Annotated in this window: 13 protein-coding genes and 2 pseudogenes; 9 read left to right on the plus strand and 6 right to left on the minus strand. The window is 69.8% G+C overall.

From position 1 onward, the window contains the following. The first annotated feature begins 476 nt into the window (after positions 1-476). The 4 genes from E6R18_RS23795 (at position 477) to E6R18_RS23810 (ending at position 1,754) form a co-directional block, all read left to right on the plus strand. Positions 477-851 (plus strand): hypothetical protein, encoded by a 375-nt coding sequence (locus E6R18_RS23795; RefSeq protein WP_136318942.1) that lies wholly within the window; start codon positions 477-479, stop codon positions 849-851. Further along, entirely contained in the window at positions 848-1,039 is a 192-nt protein-coding gene (locus E6R18_RS23800; RefSeq protein WP_136318943.1) for a hypothetical protein, read from the plus strand. Before E6R18_RS23795 ends, E6R18_RS23800 begins: the two co-directional genes overlap by 4 nt. Next, positions 1,036-1,467, plus strand: coding sequence for a hypothetical protein (locus tag E6R18_RS23805; RefSeq protein WP_136318944.1), 432 nt, complete (start codon positions 1,036-1,038; stop codon positions 1,465-1,467). Before E6R18_RS23800 ends, E6R18_RS23805 begins: the two co-directional genes overlap by 4 nt. Before the next feature lie 80 nt (positions 1,468-1,547). Beyond that, positions 1,548-1,754 (plus strand): hypothetical protein, encoded by a 207-nt coding sequence (locus tag E6R18_RS23810; RefSeq protein WP_136318945.1) that lies wholly within the window; start codon positions 1,548-1,550, stop codon positions 1,752-1,754. Between the two features lies 1 nt (position 1,755). On the opposite strand, the pseudogene E6R18_RS23815 reads toward E6R18_RS23810, so the two are convergent. Then, positions 1,756-2,992: pseudogene (locus E6R18_RS23815) on the minus strand (IS3 family transposase). A gap of 24 nt (positions 2,993-3,016) precedes the next feature. On the opposite strand from E6R18_RS23815, the gene E6R18_RS23820 reads away from it, so the two are divergent. Further along, complete coding sequence (locus E6R18_RS23820; protein ID WP_136318946.1) at positions 3,017-6,472, plus strand: DUF1998 domain-containing protein; 3,456 nt, start codon at positions 3,017-3,019, stop codon at positions 6,470-6,472. Further along, complete coding sequence (locus tag E6R18_RS23825) at positions 6,472-8,862, plus strand: UvrD-helicase domain-containing protein (RefSeq protein ID WP_136318947.1); 2,391 nt, start codon at positions 6,472-6,474, stop codon at positions 8,860-8,862. Before E6R18_RS23820 ends, E6R18_RS23825 begins: the two co-directional genes overlap by 1 nt. 123 nt (positions 8,863-8,985) lie before the next feature. Here the strand turns inward: E6R18_RS23825 and E6R18_RS23830 are convergent, their stop codons facing one another. Beyond that, positions 8,986-9,183: a hypothetical protein gene (locus E6R18_RS23830; protein WP_136318948.1), complete on the minus strand. Its 198-nt coding sequence runs from the start codon at positions 9,181-9,183 to the stop codon at positions 8,986-8,988. 25 nt (positions 9,184-9,208) lie between these two features. Continuing rightward, entirely contained in the window at positions 9,209-9,481 is a 273-nt protein-coding gene (locus E6R18_RS23835) for a hypothetical protein (protein WP_136318949.1), read from the minus strand. Positions 9,482-9,721: 240 nt separating this feature from the next. Here E6R18_RS23835 and E6R18_RS35405 point away from each other — a divergent pair. After that, positions 9,722-9,886, plus strand: a pseudogene (locus E6R18_RS35405) (transposase); the annotation flags it as partial. Here the strand turns inward: E6R18_RS35405 and E6R18_RS23845 are convergent. Further along, entirely contained in the window at positions 9,851-10,642 is a 792-nt protein-coding gene (locus tag E6R18_RS23845; protein WP_136318950.1) for a class I SAM-dependent methyltransferase, read from the minus strand. The pseudogene E6R18_RS35405 and the gene E6R18_RS23845 overlap by 36 nt on opposite strands. 322 nt (positions 10,643-10,964) lie before the next feature. Between E6R18_RS23845 and E6R18_RS23850 the strand changes: the two genes are divergently transcribed. After that, positions 10,965-11,960 (plus strand): aminoglycoside phosphotransferase family protein, encoded by a 996-nt coding sequence (locus E6R18_RS23850; protein WP_136318951.1) that lies wholly within the window; start codon positions 10,965-10,967, stop codon positions 11,958-11,960. Positions 11,961-12,023: 63 nt separating this feature from the next. On the opposite strand, the gene E6R18_RS23855 is transcribed toward E6R18_RS23850, so the two are convergent. Both E6R18_RS23855 and E6R18_RS23860 read right to left on the minus strand, forming a co-directional pair. Then, on the minus strand, positions 12,024-13,412 hold the full coding sequence (locus E6R18_RS23855; RefSeq protein WP_136318952.1) for a chitinase: 1,389 nt from the start codon (positions 13,410-13,412) through the stop codon (positions 12,024-12,026). A gap of 14 nt (positions 13,413-13,426) precedes the next feature. Next, positions 13,427-15,565, minus strand: a complete 2,139-nt coding sequence (locus E6R18_RS23860) for an RICIN domain-containing protein (RefSeq protein ID WP_136319004.1) — start codon at positions 15,563-15,565, stop codon at positions 13,427-13,429. Positions 15,566-16,035: 470 nt separating this feature from the next. Here E6R18_RS23860 and E6R18_RS23865 point away from each other — a divergent pair, with 470 nt between their 5' ends. Next, on the plus strand, positions 16,036-17,091 hold the full coding sequence (locus E6R18_RS23865) for a ThuA domain-containing protein (protein WP_136318953.1): 1,056 nt from the start codon (positions 16,036-16,038) through the stop codon (positions 17,089-17,091). The last annotated feature ends 15 nt before the right edge of the window (positions 17,092-17,106 follow it).

The following is a 17,106-nucleotide window of genomic DNA, read 5'->3' on the forward strand; positions in this document are numbered from 1 at the left end:
TGGCCCCTCAAACGCGCCGCCCACCGGACTGCAGACCGCCCAACCACCGTGACCATCAATCTCGTTGGCGCCACCAAACCAAAACGAGTCAAACGCACACCAAAGCGCTAAGTTACCGGTATTGAGGCTAACCTGGACCCCTCGAACGGGAGAGCGCTCTTGCCCCGGTTTCCACAGGACGCGTATCACCAAGGCAAGATGCCTTGGCCGGTGGGTGCAACACCGGAAGTAAGGCCATAGCCCGACTCCCGTAATGAAGGAGAAAGAGCATGGAAGGCTTACCAACGGCCACCGACAACGGCGGTCCCGAGGACCACACCACCCATCCTCTCGGTAGCACCGGCCCAACCACCCGGCTCCAACCCGTCCCCGCAGCAGCCCTGTCAGACGGTGCGCCTGCCATGGGAGCGCCCGCTGTCGGACGCACGTTCACCTTCACTAACTCCATCACCGGTGAAAATGTGACCGCGACCTGCATGCCCGGTTGCACAATCGACCACGAGGCGGACAGCGACAGGCCCGAGCACCCGCACGACATCTACTGCAACATCCCCGGCACCGCTGGCGAGCTGCCCCTCTACGGCCCGCTGTGCGACACGGGCCGCCCTGAGGACTTCCGCTTCCTCAGCTGGAGTATCCAGTCCCGCCCCTACTCGGGACGGCCGTCGGAGCGGCTGCCGTTCGTCTCCATCGAGGCCATCGACGACCACTACATCGAGTACCTCGATCCGGACACGTTGGAAATGGTCATCAGCCACCTGCAGAAGCAGGTGGGCTCCTTGCGCGAGGCCCACGCTCATCTCGTCAACGTCCGCACCACGTATCTCAAATCGCCGGAGGTTGCGGCATGAGGGACACGGCCGACACCAAACGCGCCATTGCCGAGGTCGATACGTTCCGTCCCAAGATGAGAGAACTCGGCTTCTGCTTGGAGAAGTTCACCGACGAACTAAGCACCCCCATCATCGTCTGCGAGTCCCCAAATGTCGCCGCCGAAACGACGATGCGCAACCTCCTCAGCAAGCCGGTGACGGTATGACGACGTTGACCACGCGCGCCGGCTTCGACGCCTTCCGTAACCGCATGTGCGACCATCTCGGACAGCTGTCCGACGGGCAAGGCAACCAGCATCTCCACATCGAACACGCCTCGCTCGGCCCGGATGAGTACTTCACTCACAGGCTCGACAGCGACGGCCACCACATCGTCTACGACCCGCGGCAGACCAGCGGGCTCATGGTGCGCCAGTTCCTTGGCATCTACGCCACCTTCACCGAGGACCCGATCCGCGAGGGCGCCCGCAATGCCTACTACGAGGAGAAGACAGCGGGCGGGCGGGAGATCTGGGAGATCGTCCTCAGCGAGATCGACCGCACCCAGGACTCCAAGGGCGTAATGGACCAGGTGCTGACCTGCTGCGGCAAGTCCGCGCGGAAACCAAAGAAATGGCTGCGTGAGGAGCCCTGACCCGACGAGTGCGACTCAGCGGTCTGGCCGGTACCCCGCCCCCTGCCGGGGGGCGGGGTACTCCTCGTATGCTCCGGCACATGCGACGCACCTTCATTCCGCTCGCCCTCGCCGCTCTCGCGCTGGCCGGCTGCACTACCGAGGAGGACAAGGCCGCGAGGTACTGGGACGGCTACCGGTTCGGCGAGCAGACGGCGACGGACTACGCGACGCGCGTCCTCGACACCAACTTCACGTACTGCACGACCGGCGGAAAGGTGTCAAGCCCTGGGTTTCGTGGAGAGTGAGTTAGCTGGTTTTCTGGAGTGACGCGGGGGGTTCAGCCGCGTAGTGGGCGGCTTCGTGTTCGGCGGGGGTGATGTGGCCGAGTTCACCGTGCAGGCGTCGCTGGTTGAACCAGTCGATGTACTCGGCGACGGCGATTTCGACGTCGTTCTTGCCGGTCCACGGGCTCTTGTTGCGGATCAGTTCGGCCTTGAACAGGCTGTTGAACGCCTCGGCGAGGGCATTGTCGTACGAATCGCCCCTGGAACCGACCGAAGCCACGGCGGCCTCCTGCTCGAGGCGCTCGGTGTAGCGCAGAGCTCGATACTGGACTCCGCGGTCCGAGTGATGTGTGAGGCCGCTGAGGTCTGCGCCGGTGTGCCGGCGGCGCCAGATCGCCATCTCCAGGGCGTCGAGGGCGAGGTCGGTGTAGAGGCTGGTGGCGACCTGCCAGCCGACGACCATGCGGGAGAAGACGTCGATGACGAACGCGGCGTAGACCCAGCCGGAAAAGGTTCTGATGTAGGTGATGTCCGCGACCCACAGCTGGTTCGGGGCGGTGGCGGTGAACTGCCGCTCGACCAGGTCGGCGGGCCGGTTGGTCTCGGGGGCGGGACGTGTGGTGCGCGGGCTCTTGGCCCGGATCACCCCACGCAGTCCGGCCTGGCGCATGAGGCGTTCGACCGTGCAGCGGGTCACCGTGAAGCCCTCGCGCACCAGGGCGGCATGGATTTTGCGGGCTCCGTAGACGGCGTAGTTGGCGGTGTGGATGCGGCGTATCTCGTCGGTGAGTTCCTTGTCGCGCCGGCTGCGGGCCGATGGTGCGCGGGTGTGGGCGGCGTAGTACGTGCTCGGCGCGATCGGCGCGTCCGTCTCGGCGAGGACGTCGCAGATCGGCTGGACGCCGAACAGTTTCTTGTACTGGTCGGTGTAGGCGACCTTCATCGCAGTGGACGGTCCAGCTCCGCGGCGAAGAAAGCCGAGGCGGACTTCAATATCGCGTTCGCTCGCCGCAGTTCCTTCACCTCCCGTTCCAGCTCCGCGATCCGGGCAGCCTCGGCGCCGGCGGCCCCAGGCACGATGCCTTCGTCGGTCTCGGCCCGCTTGACCCACCCCCCCCCAGGGCCTCTGGGTGCACGTCGAGCTGGTCGGCGATGCGCTTGATCGCGCCGACTCGGCCGACCGGGTCCTTGCGGGCCTCGACCGCCAGACGCGTCGCGCGCTCACGCAGTTCGTCGGGGTATTTACGGGGAGCAGCCATGATCGGCATCCTTCCGGGTCTTCGATGTCTCCATCAAACCCGGGGCGATTCAACCTGGCCGCGCGCGGCCGTCTGGAGGGTGTGATCCCGCTGCCCGACCGGGTGACCGCTCTGTTCGGGCGGGTCGGCTGGCTGCGGCGGTTCTCCCAGGCCGTGACCGGGCGCAGGGACCTGGTCGACGACTTCCTGAAGCTGTTCCCCGAGATCGACGGTGTGCCCGACTCCGGGGTCTCCCGGGATGCCCGTAGTTCGCTGCACCGCTATGCGGCGGGGAAGCTGGCCGAGGCCCTGCGGGACGCCGAGGAGGCGTGGGAGGCCGAGCGGGCCGAGCTCGTGGACCGGCGCGCCCGGATCAACGAGGCGGCCGAGGCGCTGCACGAGAACGTGGAGGACGAGGCCCGGGAGCAGCGCAACCTCACCCGGGAGGCGGCGGGGGTCGCGAAGCAGCTCCAGGAGTTCGCGCAGGCCGGAGCGCAGGCGTTCCTGGTCGAACGGGGTCTGCTGCCGAACTACAGCCTGGTGGAGGACGGCGTGCGCCTCGAAGCCGCGCTGACCCGCAAGGAGCCCGCCCGGCGTGCCCGGGGTGCCGACGTGGAGAAGGCGCCCGCGTCGCAGTGGCGCACCGAGAGCCGGACGTACACGCGGCCGTCCGAGTCGGCGCTCACCGAGCTCGCCCCCGGGAACTCGTACTACGTCCTCGGCTACCGCCACACCATCGACGGTTTCGATCTCGGCCCGCGCCCCAAGGACGGCGAGGAGGACCCGCGTTCGGCGGTGGCCGCCTGGCGGATCTGCCGGGAGTGCGGGCACGTCCGCACGAAGGGTGCCGAGGCCGACACCTCGCCCTGCCCCCGCTGCGCCGGACCCGGCATCGGCGGCCGGGCCGCGCTGCACCACGTGATCGTGCCGCGCAAGGTCACCTCCCGGGACAAGCGGGACGACGCCCGGATCATCGACGACAACGACTCGCGCAACCGGCGCTACTACTCGACGGCCACGGCGGTGGACATCGATCCGGCCGCGGTCAAGGAGAGCTGGCGGCACTCGGGGGCCACCTTCGGCGTCGACCACGTGCGCGAGGCGGTCATCCGGCGGTTCAACCTGGGACCCGCCAAGCTGAGCCGCCGCCCCGACACGTACTTCGCCGGCACCGAGGTCACCGTCACCCCCTTCGTGCTCTGTCCGCTGTGCGGCGGGGCCACCGACCGTGATCCCGGGCACGGCCCCGTACAGGAGGAGCTGTCCGAATCCCTGGCCGGCCGCCCGGAGTTGGCCCACCACCGCCCGTGGTGTCCCACTCGGCGCCGCGGCCGGACCGTCCAGGCCCAGGACCGGCGGGTGATCACCGCCACCGAGCACCGCACCGAGGCGCTGCGCATCCTGCTGCCCGCCGCGACCCTGCACGTGCCGGAACGGCTGGCCTCGTTCTCCGCCGCCCTGCACCTGGGGCTCGCGCTGCGCTACGGCGGCGATCCGGCGCACATCCGGTCCACTCCGAGCACGGAGCCGGACCGCGAGAGCGGGCTGACCCGCAACTACCTGGTGCTCTACGACTCGTTGCCCGGCGGCACGGGGTATCTCCAGCGGCTCGTCGAGGGCGTGGGCGAGGAGTTCCGGGCGGTGCTGGCGGCGGCTCAGGCGTACCTGCGGGACTGCCCGTGCAAGGGCGGGTCCCGGCGTGCGTGTCACCTGTGTCTGCTGGGCTACGCGCCGGAGCGCGAATACCCGCTCCTGGACCGGAGCGAAGCCCTGTGGATGCTCGACGACGTGCTCGGCGAGGACGGGCGCAGCCGGTGGGACGTCAAGCCGCTTCGCAAGGACCGGGCGGGCCGTGCCGAGGCCGGGGAGGAGGACCGCAGGCGCTTCGCCCGGCAGGCCCAGAGCGACCTGGAGCGGCGCTTCATCGACTGCCTCGACCGCTGGCTCGACGACCCTGCCAACCAGGCCGACGTGGAGCACGAGGAGACCCCGACCGGCCGCCAGGGCAAGCAGTTCACGCTGCGCCGGCGGGACGGCTCACCGATCCGCTGGGAGTCGGTCGCGCAGAAGCCGCTGCACGCCCAGGGCACGGTGCCGGACCTGCTGCTGCGACCCGTCGCGGGTGAGACCACGTCGGACGGGGCTGCGCCCATGCCGGTGGCCGTCTACCTGGACGGCTACCGGTGGCACGCGTCCGCGGCGACGAACCGGATCGCGGGGGACGCCGCCAAGCGGGCCCGGCTCCGCGCCGACGGCATGCTGGTCTGGCAGATCACCTGGGACGACGTCATGGCCTGGGAGAAGGAGCTGCGGGCCCGTGCCGGACGCGGTGCGGCGGCGGGCGGGGACGAGGGCGCTCAGGCGCTCGTCCCCGCCCTGGCCGGGTCGTCGGCCCGGGCCGCGTGGCCGCCGTACGCCGTCGACGGAGAGAGCACACCGGGCGGCCGGGCGCGGAGCAACTGGGTGCGGCAGCGGCAGGACCCGGCCGAGATCGACCGGCTGTTCGCCGGTGCGGTCCCCGCCCTGCTCGCCTTCCTCGCCGACCCCGATCTGCGGCGCTGGCACGCACTGGCCCGGCTCTGTGTGGGAGGGCTGCTCCCGTTGGCGAAGCGGGAGGAAGTGGTCGATGCCTCTCCCGAGGCCGCCGTCCCGTGGATCGAGGCGGCGTTGCGGGGCGACGCCCGGCCGCCGGTGAGTGGTCAGGGACTGAAGCTCTATCCCGTACGCGACGCCTCCGGTCTGCCGCTGACCTTGATCGGGGACGCCCTGGCGAAGCCGCAGGGGTTGAGCGCGCTGGCCGTGATCGACGACCGGGCCGAGGCTGTCGCCGGGGATGGTGACACGCACCGGCGGCGCTGGAAGGCGTGGCTGTGCTGGGGCAACGTACTCCAGTTCCTGGACCCGACCGGCACCGGCCGGGCCGACGGGCTGCAACTCGCCCGCAGCGAGCTGGACTCCTTCGACGCGGGATTGCTGGCGGCCACGGCCGTACGGGCCGACGGGCTCCTGACGGCCCTGCGTGAGGAGTTGCCGGGCACCGGACTCGTGCTTCCGGAACAGGAGCGGGACGACGAGGACGGTGCGCCGGAGGCGGCGGCCGCCGTTGTTCCGAGCGCCGTGTCCGAAGGCGTCGGGGAGCGTGTGGTGCCGACCGAGCTGGAGCGCGCCGCCTGGGACCTTGTCCTGCGCGAGCTGTCGTACGTGGGCGATCCGGCGATCGAGGACCTCGCCAAGGCGCTCGCCGAGCACGGTGGGGTGCGGGCAGCCGAGGCGGGCTGGGATGCCCCCGGTGTCTCCAGGCCACTGGAACTCGCCTGGCCGGACCGCAGAATCGCGGTCGTCCTGGACGAGGACGCGGCCGACGACGCCTACATGGCGCAGTGCGTGGCAGCGGGGTGGCACGTCCGGGCCCCGGGCGCCTGGGACGAGAAGGAGCTCGCCGCCCTGCTCGACGGCAGGCGGGAAAGCGCGTCCGGAGAAGGAGAGGGAGGGGACCGGTGATGAGCCATGGGGTCAGGACACAGGTCACGGTCACACCGCAGGCGAATGAGGACATCCGGCGCCTCGACGCGGCCACGAAGAACGCGGTGGGCGACTTCGTCCGCCGGCTGCGGGCCGACCGGTCCAACAGGGCGCTGCGGCTGACATTCCTGCGGGAGGCGGGCGGAAACGGGCGTCTGTTCCTCGCCGCCCTCGACGGCAGTCGCATGGGGCTGCTCCTGGAGACCGAGGAGAACCGCTTCAGTCTCCTGGCGGTCCGGACCGGGCCGGCGGCGCGGGACGAACTCGCCCGGCTGACCGTGGAGATCAACGCGGTCTCGGGCGGTGTCGAGCTCGTCGACCAGAGCGAGGTCAGCGCTCAGGTGGTGGCGATGCCCGCACGGCCGGAGGCCGGTCCGGAACCGGGCACCGCGCCGCAGGAGTCCCCGCCCTCCGCTCCGGTCGCCGCGGAGACCGCCTCACCCGCCGAGGCCGTTCCGACCAGCCTCCCGGTCCCCCTCTTCGCCCGGTACGGCGACGAGGAGCTGGTCGGGCTCGGTGTCATCGCCTCCCTGCTGCCCGCCCTGCGACGGATCACCGACAGCCGCCAGCTGGAAGCCGTACTCGGTCACAACCTCCCCGGACTCACCCGGGAGGTGCTGCTGGCACTGCACGACGGCATGGAGCCGTCCGAGGTGCGCACGTTCGTCACCGACCAGTGGCGGGCCGAGGAGAGAGTCGATCCGCAGGACTGGGCCCGGGCTGCACGACGCCCCGTCTCCCAGGTGAGCACGGAGGACTCGGCGGTCCTGGACGCGCTCGGGGACAGCTTCGAGGCATGGCGGCTCTTCCTCCATCCCGAGCAGCACAGACTCGCCACCACCTCGTTCAAGGGATCGGCGAAGGTCACGGGCGGACCGGGCACCGGCAAGACCGTCGTGGCGCTCCACCGGGTCCGGCACCTCGTCGACCGGCTCCCTCCGGGACAGACCCGGCCCGTACTTCTGACCACGTACAACACGAACCTCGCTGCCGACCTGCGGGAGCGCCTGCACCGGCTCGGCGGTGACGCGCTCGTACGCCGGGTCGACGTCAGGTCGGTGGACCAGCTCGCCCGTGAAGTGGTCGAGCAGCACCCGGGGTCGGTCCTCGGTACGCCCATGGGTGACGAGGAGGCCATGGCGCTCTGGCACCGGGTATGCACCGAGGCGGGTGTCTACGACTACGACGCCGACTTCCTCGACTCGGAGTTCAAGCACGTCATCCTCGCGCAGGGCTGCGGTACGGAACGTCTGTACCTGCGCGCGGAGCGGCGAGGCCGGGGTGTGCTGCAACGGGCCGACCGGAAGCGGGTGTGGGAGCTGGTGGAGGCGTACCGCGTTCTGCTGGACGGACCGCCCCGGCGCACCACGTACGCACTGATCGCCGACGAGGCCGCGCGGATCGAGGGGCACCGCATGGCCAAGGCCGTCGAGCAGGCGCGCTACAAGGAGGAACACGGCGGCCTGGACCTCATCCATCGTGAGGCCGGCAGTGGCATGTGGCTCAAGCCCCGCTACCGGCACGTGGTGATCGACGAGGCTCAGGACCTGTCGGCTTCGCACTGGCGGATGCTGCGGGCGATGACAGCGCCGGGGCCGGACGACATCTTCCTGGTCGGCGACACTCACCAGCGCATCTACTCGCATCAGGTGGTGCTGGGCCGGCTCGGCATCAGTACCCCTGGCCGGGCCTCCCGACGGCTGACCCTGAACTACCGCACGACGCGGGAGATCCTGGGCAGTGCGCACGGCCTGGTGCGCGGTGAAAGCTTCGACGACCTCGACGACGGCCGGGACAGCCTGGACGGGTACCGGTCCGTACTGACCGGGCTGGCTCCTCAGTACTGGCGTGCTCCCGACTGGGAGACCGAGATGCGTGCGATCGCCACGCTGCTCAAGGAGCGCCACGAGCGCTACGGCACTCCGTACGCGGCCATGGCCGTCAGCGTGCCCGACAAGGCCGCCGTCACACAGCTCGCCTACACCCTGGCGTGCAAGCCGTTCCTGATTCCGGCGAGCGAGATCGGCCGGGAGGGGCCCCGTGACGTCGACAGCGTGCACATCGGCACGATGCACCGGTTCAAGGGGCTGGAATTCCAGCGGGTGTTCCTGGCCGGTGTCAGCGAAGGCATGGTTCCCCACCAGCGCATCGAGGCATTCCGGCTGAGCAGCCCCGATCGGTACCGCCAGGAGGAACAGCGCGCCCGTTCCCTGCTCTTCGTGGCAGCGACCAGGGCACGGGACGAGCTGATCGTCACCTGGCACGGCCGAGCGAGCCGCTATCTGCCCCGGGATGCCGACCGCGACGCCGGCCGTGCGTCGTCCCTGCTGCGGGAGGACGGTCCGCCTTCGGGTTCGAACGCGGCCTGACACGGTCACCGCGACGGGCCGGCCCCGCGTCTCACCCGAGGTCGGCCGCAGATCGTCCAGCACCGCCTCCTCGAAGTTCTGCCCGAAGTCGAGCAGGTGTCGCCCGTCGCGAGCAGATCGGCCTCAGCCAACATCCCGGCGCGTGAACCGCCACCAAGCCGCCGCCACCAGGGGGACCAGGTGAACGGCCAGGGCAAGGAAGGCGGTGATCGCGGTGGTGCCCTCCCGCATGGCCAGACAGGCGGCCTCGCCGAAACAGGTGGTCCGGTCCGTCTCCATCAGCAGGCATTCGTTCAGGTCGACGAAGGATGCCTTCGCCATGAGGTAACGAGGGTCGTCGAAGAACTCACGCGGGGACAAGGACTCGACCGAGCCCGCAGCCCGCCGCCGACTCGCTCCGCTCAGCCACCTCGAGGAGGGCGGCGGCCCGCTTCTCACGCCGTTCACCGGTCCGGCGCAGGGCTTTTGCGGCGGCTGCCACGCGCGCGCGTGTGCGGGTGAGGGCGGTCTCGTCCGGCACGTCCTCCACCTCCGCGTCCAGCACCCTGCGGCAGGAGGCGACCGCGGCGGCGGTCGGTTCCGCGAGGGTCTTCAGTCGCCCCGCAGAACGCGGAGACATCGCGCCCGCCCGGCCCGCGCCGCGCGGCCGAGCGGGCGCGGTCGCGTTTCCGGAGGGCTTCCACTCCGGGTCCAGGCCCGCCCCAGGCCCGTTCGTTGGAATGGCTCGTGGTGCAGGACGAGTCAGGACGGCGGTGTGATCGTGCTCGAACAGACCCCACCGGGGGAAGACGCCCTCGGCCCCGAGGAGTTCGCCGCTCTCGGGCCGGCCGAGCGGGAGCGAGCCGTGCGCCGGACCCCGATCGAGGCCCAGTTCACCGCTCTGCGCTACTTCGCCCTGGACGGCACCGGCCATCCCAGCCACAGAGAGCAGGGCAGCATGATCCGCCGCTACATCATGTGGCGGAACAAGCATGCTCAGGACGAGCGCCTACGCGAGGTTGTGAATAGGGCCAATGCCGCCTGATGTGGCAGAGGCTGCATCCCGACGGAACAACGCGGTCCACAGGAACGTCACACCGAAGAGCGCCGACTCGGGCGGCTCCCCTCGCATGCGGCGCAGTTCGACCTCCACCAGGCCAGAGAAGATCCAGCGCAGCGATTCGGGCGTGTAAGCGAGGCCGCCCTGCAACTCGCGCTCACGGTAGAGGTCCGTGTCGGCGAGTTCCGAACCCATTCCTCCCTCGCCGGCGGCGAAGCTGGTGAGGGCGAGATGGCCGCCGGAAGCCAGGGCGCGGTCGAGGAGACTCAGGTAGCTGACCCGGCGGTGCGGCGGCAGGTGGTGGAAGCATCCTGAGTCGACGATCAGATCGTACGGGCCGCTCAACTCGGTTGCGCGGAGAGCGAAAGCGTCACCACAGAGGAAGCGGACATCGACGCCAATCTCGCGAGCCCGATTCTCGCCCCACGCGACGGCCACGGGGGAGAGGTCGACCGCGTCCACCTCGAAGCCGCGCGAGGCGAGGTACAGAGCATTGCGGCCCGCCCCGCAGCCCAGGTCCAGGGCCCGACCGGGAGCGATCAGACCCTGGTCGAGATGGGCGGCCAGGTTCTCGTCGGGCTTCGCCACGAAGAACGGGATCGGCCTTGACCGGTCGGCATAGAAACGATCCCAGAAGTCCTTGCCGTCACCGGTCGCCAAGCGGCCAGCCTCGGATTCAGATGCGAACAGCCCGTCCAAAAGTGCGAGAACGTCCTCGACGGTGCGTACGGTCCGGTCCACCCGGCCCCCCTTTCGACCGAGTGCGATCATAGAAGCGAGGGGAATAAACGGCCAGGTCAGGCGGTGTTTCGCGGCGCCTGGAGTGGGCTGCTACCCGCCCCGGAGGAGACCGGGAGGGTCCACTCCAGGCCCCGGCCCCCGCGTCCGCCCAAGCGCCCCTACCGGGCCAGGAAGGGCCCACCCCCGGCCACGCTCGGCAGACTTTTTCAGCGAGTTTCCAGCGGCGCCACAGGGCGAAGGTCGTCTGATGCGGCACTAACAAGCGCCCCCTGTACGTGCGGGAGCCGTACCCCGCCGCCTCGGCGGATAAGGTCGACCGGTCATGGACTACGCACCGATCGACCGGGATCCCGGGGAATTCCAGCAGGCCCTGAGCGCGGCCGAGATCGAGGCCGTCGTGCGGGCCGCCTTCGGCGAGGGTGCCGTCGTGCTCTCGGCGGCTGAACTCGGCGGTGGCTACTACAACAACACGTACAGGATCGACCTGGACGGTGATGACCGGCCCGTCGTGCTGCGCGTCGCGCCGGAGCCGGTCCGGCAGGCCAGGGCCGATCCCGAGATGATGCGCAACGAGCACGCGGGGGTCCCGTATCTGGCGCCGGTGGCGGGGCTGCTGCCGCACACCCTCGCGATCGACTTCACCCACCAGGTGATCGGCCGGGACTACATGTTCCAGGCGTTCCTGGCCGGTGTGCCCGCCGGGGAGGCGCTCTCCGCGTACCCGGAACCCGCGCGCGGTGCGTACTTCCGTCAACTGGGCGACATCGCACGCACCGTGCACGGCGTACGCGGGCCCGGGTTCGGCCGGGTCGCCGGCCCGGTGCACGGGCGGTGGAGCGAGGCGCTGTTCACCTGGTTCGATCACGCGTGCGCGGACCTCACCGACGCCGGGCTCGATGCCGGTGACGTCACGAGGCTGGTCCGGCTGGCCGACCGTGAGGGGGCCGTGCTCGACGAGATCACCGAAGCGCGTCTGCTGCACGGGGACCTCTGGGTGGGGAACACCATGCTGGCCGAAGGGGCGCCGGAGCCGTTGATCACGGGTGTCTTCGACTGCGACCGGCTCTGGTGGGGCGACCCGGAGGCGGACTGGCCGGTCTACCTGGCGCTGCGCAAGCCGGGCGGCGAGCGCGACGCCTTCTGGGAAAGCTATGGCCGGGTGGGCCGGACCGAGAGCGCTCGGTGGCGCGCGCTGGTCTACGAGGCCAGGCACGCCACCGCGCTGCTGCTCGAATTCCACCGGCTCGGCCTGGCCGACAGGGTGGCCGAGACCTACGGCGAGATCCGCGACCTCGCCCACCGGTTGGCCGCCCACTGACGCGAACCGGCACGGGCCCGGCTCCCCCCGTATTGGGAGCCGGGCCCGCTCACGCGCCTGCCGTCACACCAGCGTCCAGGACTGGTTCGCCGTGCCGCCGCAGGTCCAGATCTGGAGCTGGTTGCCGTCCGTGGTGCTCCAGTCCGTGACGTCCAGGCACTTGCCCGAACCGGCGTTGACCAGGCTGCCGTTGGCGCCCGTCGTCCAGGACTGGGCGCCGGAGCCGTTGCAGTCGTAGAGCTGGACCTTCGTACCGTTGGCCGTGCCGGCGGCCGCGACGTCGAGGCACTTGCCCAGCGCGCGGAAGGTGTTGCCGGTGCGGGTCCACTGCTGGGCCGACGTGCCGTTGCAGGTGTAGAGGTCGACCTTGGTGCCGTTGGCGCTGTTGGCGCCGGCCACGTCGACGCACTTGTCGCCGTAGCCCCGGATGGTGGTCGTGCCGGTCGGCGGGTCGACGGGGCCGCCGCCGCCCGTGATGGCCTTGAAGGTGTTGGTGAACTGCCAGGTGCTCTGCGGGGTGCCGCTGGAGCCCTGGTTGTCGCGGCCGAGGGACCAGAACGTCAGTTCCTGGATGCCGTTGCTCGCGGCGAAGGCCTCCAGCTCCTGGGCGTCCTGGGTGGTGAAGACCTCGGCGGCGGTGTCGTTGACGCCGATCATCGGGCAGTTGCCCTCCATCGCCCACAGCGCGGCGGAGGACTTGTCGGTCCAGATCTGGCCGAGCTGGGTGTGCAGGCCCTTGGCGGCGCTGATCGCGGCCTGGCCCATGTCCATGGCGGGGCCGTAGTCCATGGTCATGATGTTGACCAGGTTGACGTCGAGGTTGTGGCTCTTGGCGCTCTTCAGCAGGGCGATGCCGTTGGACTCCAGGCCGCTGGGACTGACCGGGAGCGTGTAGTCGATGTCGAGCTTGCGGCCCTGCGCGCGGTACTCCTGCTGGAGGTTGGCGAGTGCCTGGTTGCGGCGGTCGTTGGCGGCGGTGTTGTTGAGCGTGCTGCCCTCGATGTCCAGGTCGATGCGGGTCAGGTTGAGCTGGTCGATGACCTTCTTGTACTGGGCCTGCATCGCGGACACCGAGCTACAGGAGGCCAGTTCGGAACCGCTTGCGCCGCCGAAGGAGGCGATGACGTCACCGCCGACCGCGCGCAGGCTGTTGATCGCGTTGTTCCAGCCCGCGTCGGTGACCGGGGTGTCGCCGTTGATCGTGGCGTTGCAGGTGCCCTGGCTGACGATGAAGGCCAGCGTGTAGTACTTGTTGCCCGTCGCGTTGTACGCGTTCATCAGGGTGGACGGGCTGTTCCACATCTCCGCGTACGGGGCCGCGTAGTGGGCGGGGAAGCCGGGGCCGGGGTTGGCGGCGGCGGAGGCGGGGGCGGCCGTGGCGACCAGGGTTGCGGCGGCCAGGGGCAGGACGCCGAGCACGGCGGCGAGCCATCTGCTGCGGGATCTGGGCATGAGCGTTCCTCCGTTTACGGGTAGGTGGTGAGGTACGCGACGTTGTTGCCGGGCGTGACCGTCGCCCCGGTGTCGTTGATGATGTGGTTGATCGTTCCGGCGCCGCCCAGTACGACGGTCACCATGTCGTGGAATCTCACGCCGGAGGTCTGCGGTGCCTCGAAGGAGTGGTCCTCGACCACCGAGGGGTTGACGTTGAAGTACGCGTAGCTGCCCAGCCCCCACGCCTCGTGGCTGGTGACGGAGGCGCCGACCTTGTAGGCGGGGTAGCCGTTGGTGTTCCCGTTCTTCCAGGCGCTCTGGTTGGGCGGGTCGTACGGCAGTTCGTTCTGGAAGAAGTACGTGCGGCCGCCGTTGCCGTTCCAGATGACCTGGGTCTTCTGGAAGTGTTCGACGAACAGTCCGTACGCGGTGACGTTCTGGCCGTTGACGACGAGCCCGGTGTCGGCGGTGTTGGTGTTCCAGCCGACGGTGCCGCCGTTGCCGTGGTCGGCGCGCCAGATCCAGGTGTGGTCGATGATCGTGTTGCTGGTGTTGACGACCAGGGACTGGTTGGCCTTGCCGACGGTGGCGCCGCCGATGCGGAAGAACACGTCGTTGAGCGTGACGGGGTTCGCCGCGTGGTTCGCGGACGAGCCGTCGGGGCCGATCCGCATCAGCGTCTGGGAGTTGGTCGTACCGGCGTCGACGAGGACACCGGCGATCTTGATGCCGTCGACGTCGGCGGTGGTGAGCGCGGTGATGCCGTTGTCCGGGATGAGCGTGGCGAGGCCCATGCCGAGGACGACCGTGTCGGGGCGGGTGACGTTGAGCGTCTGGTTGAGGTGGTAGACGCCGGGAGTGATCAGCAGGTTCTTGCCGGCGGCCAGGGCGGCGTTCATGTCCGCCGCGCTCGCGCCGGGCTTGGCGACGTAGAACTGGTCCAGCGGCAGCGAGGAACCCGCCTGGTTCTTGCCGCTCCAGGTGGTGGCCGAGGCGTTGGTCTGGGCGGCGGGGACGAAGACCTTCCAGGCGCCCGCGTCATCGACGTACAGGAAGGGCTTCTCGCGGTTGACCGGGGCGGCGGAGACGGTGGTGTAGGTCGGGAAGGACTGGGCGGGGGCGCCCTGGTCGCCGACGAAGACCATGTTCCAGTTGGAGCCGGACCAGGAGCCCATCTGCGTGTTCTTGGTGAGGAACTGCTGCTGGCTGCCGGACTGGATCTGACCGTCGATCTTCGAGTCGGAGATGAAGCCGCCGCTGGACCAGCCGCCGTCGTCCAGCTTGAGGTTGCCGCGCACATGCATGCGCCGGTACGGGGCGGCCTGCGAGACCGCCCAGCGGTCGCTGCCGCCGTTGGGGGTGACGGACAGGTTCTCCGCGTCGCGCCAGAAGTTCTGGGTGGCGTTGCCCTGGAACCAGTCCGCCTCGGCGTGCACCGCCCCGTTGATGTTCACCGCGTCCGGCGAGAGGCCGAGGCCGGCGACCTGGGTGTAGAAGCCGACGTTGACGTCCGCGCTGTACGTGCCGGGCTTGAACAGGACGGCGTAGCGCTGGGAGCCGAACTGGTTGGACTGCTGCTGGTTGAAGATGCTGTTCAGCTTGGACTGGATGGACGAGGCCGGCATGGACGGGTCGAAGACCACCGTGTTGGGCCCGAGGTCGGGGTCGTTGCCCGAGGGTGGGGTCGTGGGGTCGGTGGGGGCGCCGGAGCCCGAGTAGGTCCACTTCTGGTTGCCGGTGCCGGCGCAGTCCCAGATCTGCAGGCGTGCGCCGTCGGCGTTGCTGTTGTCCTTGATGTCCAGGCACTTGTTCGCGGCGGTGTTGACCAGGTCACCGGCTGCGGTCAGCCGCCACTTCTGGGTGGCGACGGTGCCGTAGCAGGTCCACAGGTGTACGGCCGTGCCGTTGGCGGTGCCGCCCGCGACCAGGTCCAGGCACTTGCCCTTGGCGGTCAGCGAGCCGTCGCTGTTCAGCGTCCAGCTCTGGTTCTGGCTGCCGGGGTAGCACGTCCACATCTGGGCGGGCGTTCCGTCCGCGGTCGAACCCTCGGTGACGTCCAGGCACTTGCCGTTGCCGGTGTTGGTGAGGGCGCCCGGGGTGGCGGCGCCGGCGGTGCCGGTGTCCAGGGCGACCAGGGCTCCGGCGGCGGCCAGGGTCGCGGTCAGGGCCATGGCCAGGGGTGCGGTCCTTCGTCTGCGGCGCTGTCGTGAGTGAGGCATGGGCGGGGGCCTTCCTGTGGTGGGGGACGCGAGGCGGCTGACCGGCGGCTCTGCGCGGAGCGGGGGGCGCGACGGGGAACAGGGGGCGGCGGCGACGAAGGCGGCAGGCATGACGTGTTCACGCTCGCCGCCTTATTTCAAGCCGTGAAGCTAGGGCTGCGGCCGACCGCTCGTCAACCCCCTTGCGTGAACGAAGACTTCACCTTGTGTAGGCGTCTCCGCCGTGATCACACGAAACCACCGGGCTGTCGTACGCCTTCTGAAGCCGCAGGTCAGCGAAGCAGACGTGCAGCGTTCGAGTTGTGCGCGATTTTCTGCCAGGAAGGTTTCCTGACAGAAACCTTGACGGGCTGTCGTGTACACGCGCAGACTCCGGTCTGCTCAGCCGCCGCGCTCCTCCGTCGCCGACCCCTGGAGTTCCCATGCGCGTCAGACACGGCATCGCGCCGCTGCTCCGGCTCCTCGCCGTGGCCGCGCTCGTGCTCGGCCTGCAAGCGGCCCCGGCGCACCCCGCCCACGCCGCCGGCGGCTTCCGCGTGCTGGCCTTCTACGACGGCACCTACGACGCGGCGCACATCGACTTCGACCACGAGGCGAACACCTGGTTCGCGCAGCAGGGGGCCGCCCACGGCTTCACCTACACCGCCACCACCGACTGGAACCGGCTCAACAGCGCCGAACTGGCCGGCTACCAGGTGGTCATGTTCCTCGACGACTACCCGCACACCGCCTCCCAGCGCTCCGCGTTCCAGACGTACATGCAGAACGGCGGCGGGTTCGTCGGCTTCCACGTGTCCGCGTTCAACACCGACACCAGCGACTGGCCCTGGTACCACGACACCTTCCTCGGCACCGGCACGTTCCGGTCCAACACCTGGGGCCCCACGCAGGAGACGCTGCGCATCGACGACCCGGGTCATCCGGTGACAGCGGGGCGGCCGGGCACCATCACCTCGTCGGTCAGCGAGTGGTACAGCTGGCGCAACGATCTGCGGAAGAACCCCGCGATCGACGTCCTCGCCTCGATGGACCCCTCGACCTTCCCGATCGGCACGGACCCCAACCAGACCTGGAACAGCGGTGATTACCCCGTCGTGTGGACGAACCGCGACTACCGGATGGCCTACAACAACTTCGGCCACAACGCGATGGACTACGCCAAGAACACCGCGCTGTCGTCCACCTTCGCCAGCGCCCAGCAGAACCGGCTCCTGCTCCAGGAGATCGCCTGGGCCGCCGGGCAGGAGGGACCGGTCACCCCGCCCGGAGGCGGCGCCGGCCGGATCACCGGATACGGCGGCAAGTGCGTCGATGTGGCGGGCGCGAGCTCCGCCAACGGCACCGCGGTGCAGCTCTACGACTGCAACGGCACCGAAGCCTGCCTCGACGCGACCGGCCCCAGCTCGGCCAACGGCACCCGGCTCCAGATCTGGACCTGCCACGGCAGCGCCAACCAGCAGTGGGCCCTCCCGTCCTGACCCGGCTGCGGAGGG

Source organism: Streptomyces sp. A1277 (genome assembly GCF_004795015.1).
GTDB lineage: Bacteria > Actinomycetota > Actinomycetes > Streptomycetales > Streptomycetaceae > Streptomyces.

What these genes read in the sequence shown, in the direction of transcription:
- E6R18_RS23805 (WP_136318944.1), top strand. Translation starts at nt 1,036, where the DNA reads ATGACGACGTTGACCACGCGCGCCGGCTTCGACGCCTTCCGTAACCGC.
- E6R18_RS23800 (WP_136318943.1), top strand. Translation starts at nt 848, where the DNA reads ATGAGGGACACGGCCGACACCAAACGCGCCATTGCCGAGGTCGATACG.
- E6R18_RS23825 (WP_136318947.1), top strand. Translation starts at nt 6,472, where the DNA reads ATGAGCCATGGGGTCAGGACACAGGTCACGGTCACACCGCAGGCGAAT.
- E6R18_RS23830 (WP_136318948.1), bottom strand. Translation starts at nt 9,183, where the DNA reads ATGGCGAAGGCATCCTTCGTCGACCTGAACGAATGCCTGCTGATGGAG.
- E6R18_RS23820 (WP_136318946.1), top strand. Translation starts at nt 3,017, where the DNA reads ATGTCTCCATCAAACCCGGGGCGATTCAACCTGGCCGCGCGCGGCCGT.
- E6R18_RS23835 (WP_136318949.1), bottom strand. Translation starts at nt 9,481, where the DNA reads ATGTCTCCGCGTTCTGCGGGGCGACTGAAGACCCTCGCGGAACCGACC.
- E6R18_RS23850 (WP_136318951.1), top strand. Translation starts at nt 10,965, where the DNA reads ATGGACTACGCACCGATCGACCGGGATCCCGGGGAATTCCAGCAGGCC.
- E6R18_RS23810 (WP_136318945.1), top strand. Translation starts at nt 1,548, where the DNA reads ATGCGACGCACCTTCATTCCGCTCGCCCTCGCCGCTCTCGCGCTGGCC.
- E6R18_RS23855 (WP_136318952.1), bottom strand. Translation starts at nt 13,412, where the DNA reads ATGCCCAGATCCCGCAGCAGATGGCTCGCCGCCGTGCTCGGCGTCCTG.
- E6R18_RS23860 (WP_136319004.1), bottom strand. Translation starts at nt 15,565, where the DNA reads ATGGCCCTGACCGCGACCCTGGCCGCCGCCGGAGCCCTGGTCGCCCTG.
- E6R18_RS23865 (WP_136318953.1), top strand. Translation starts at nt 16,036, where the DNA reads ATGCGCGTCAGACACGGCATCGCGCCGCTGCTCCGGCTCCTCGCCGTG.
- E6R18_RS23795 (WP_136318942.1), top strand. Translation starts at nt 477, where the DNA reads ATGCCCGGTTGCACAATCGACCACGAGGCGGACAGCGACAGGCCCGAG.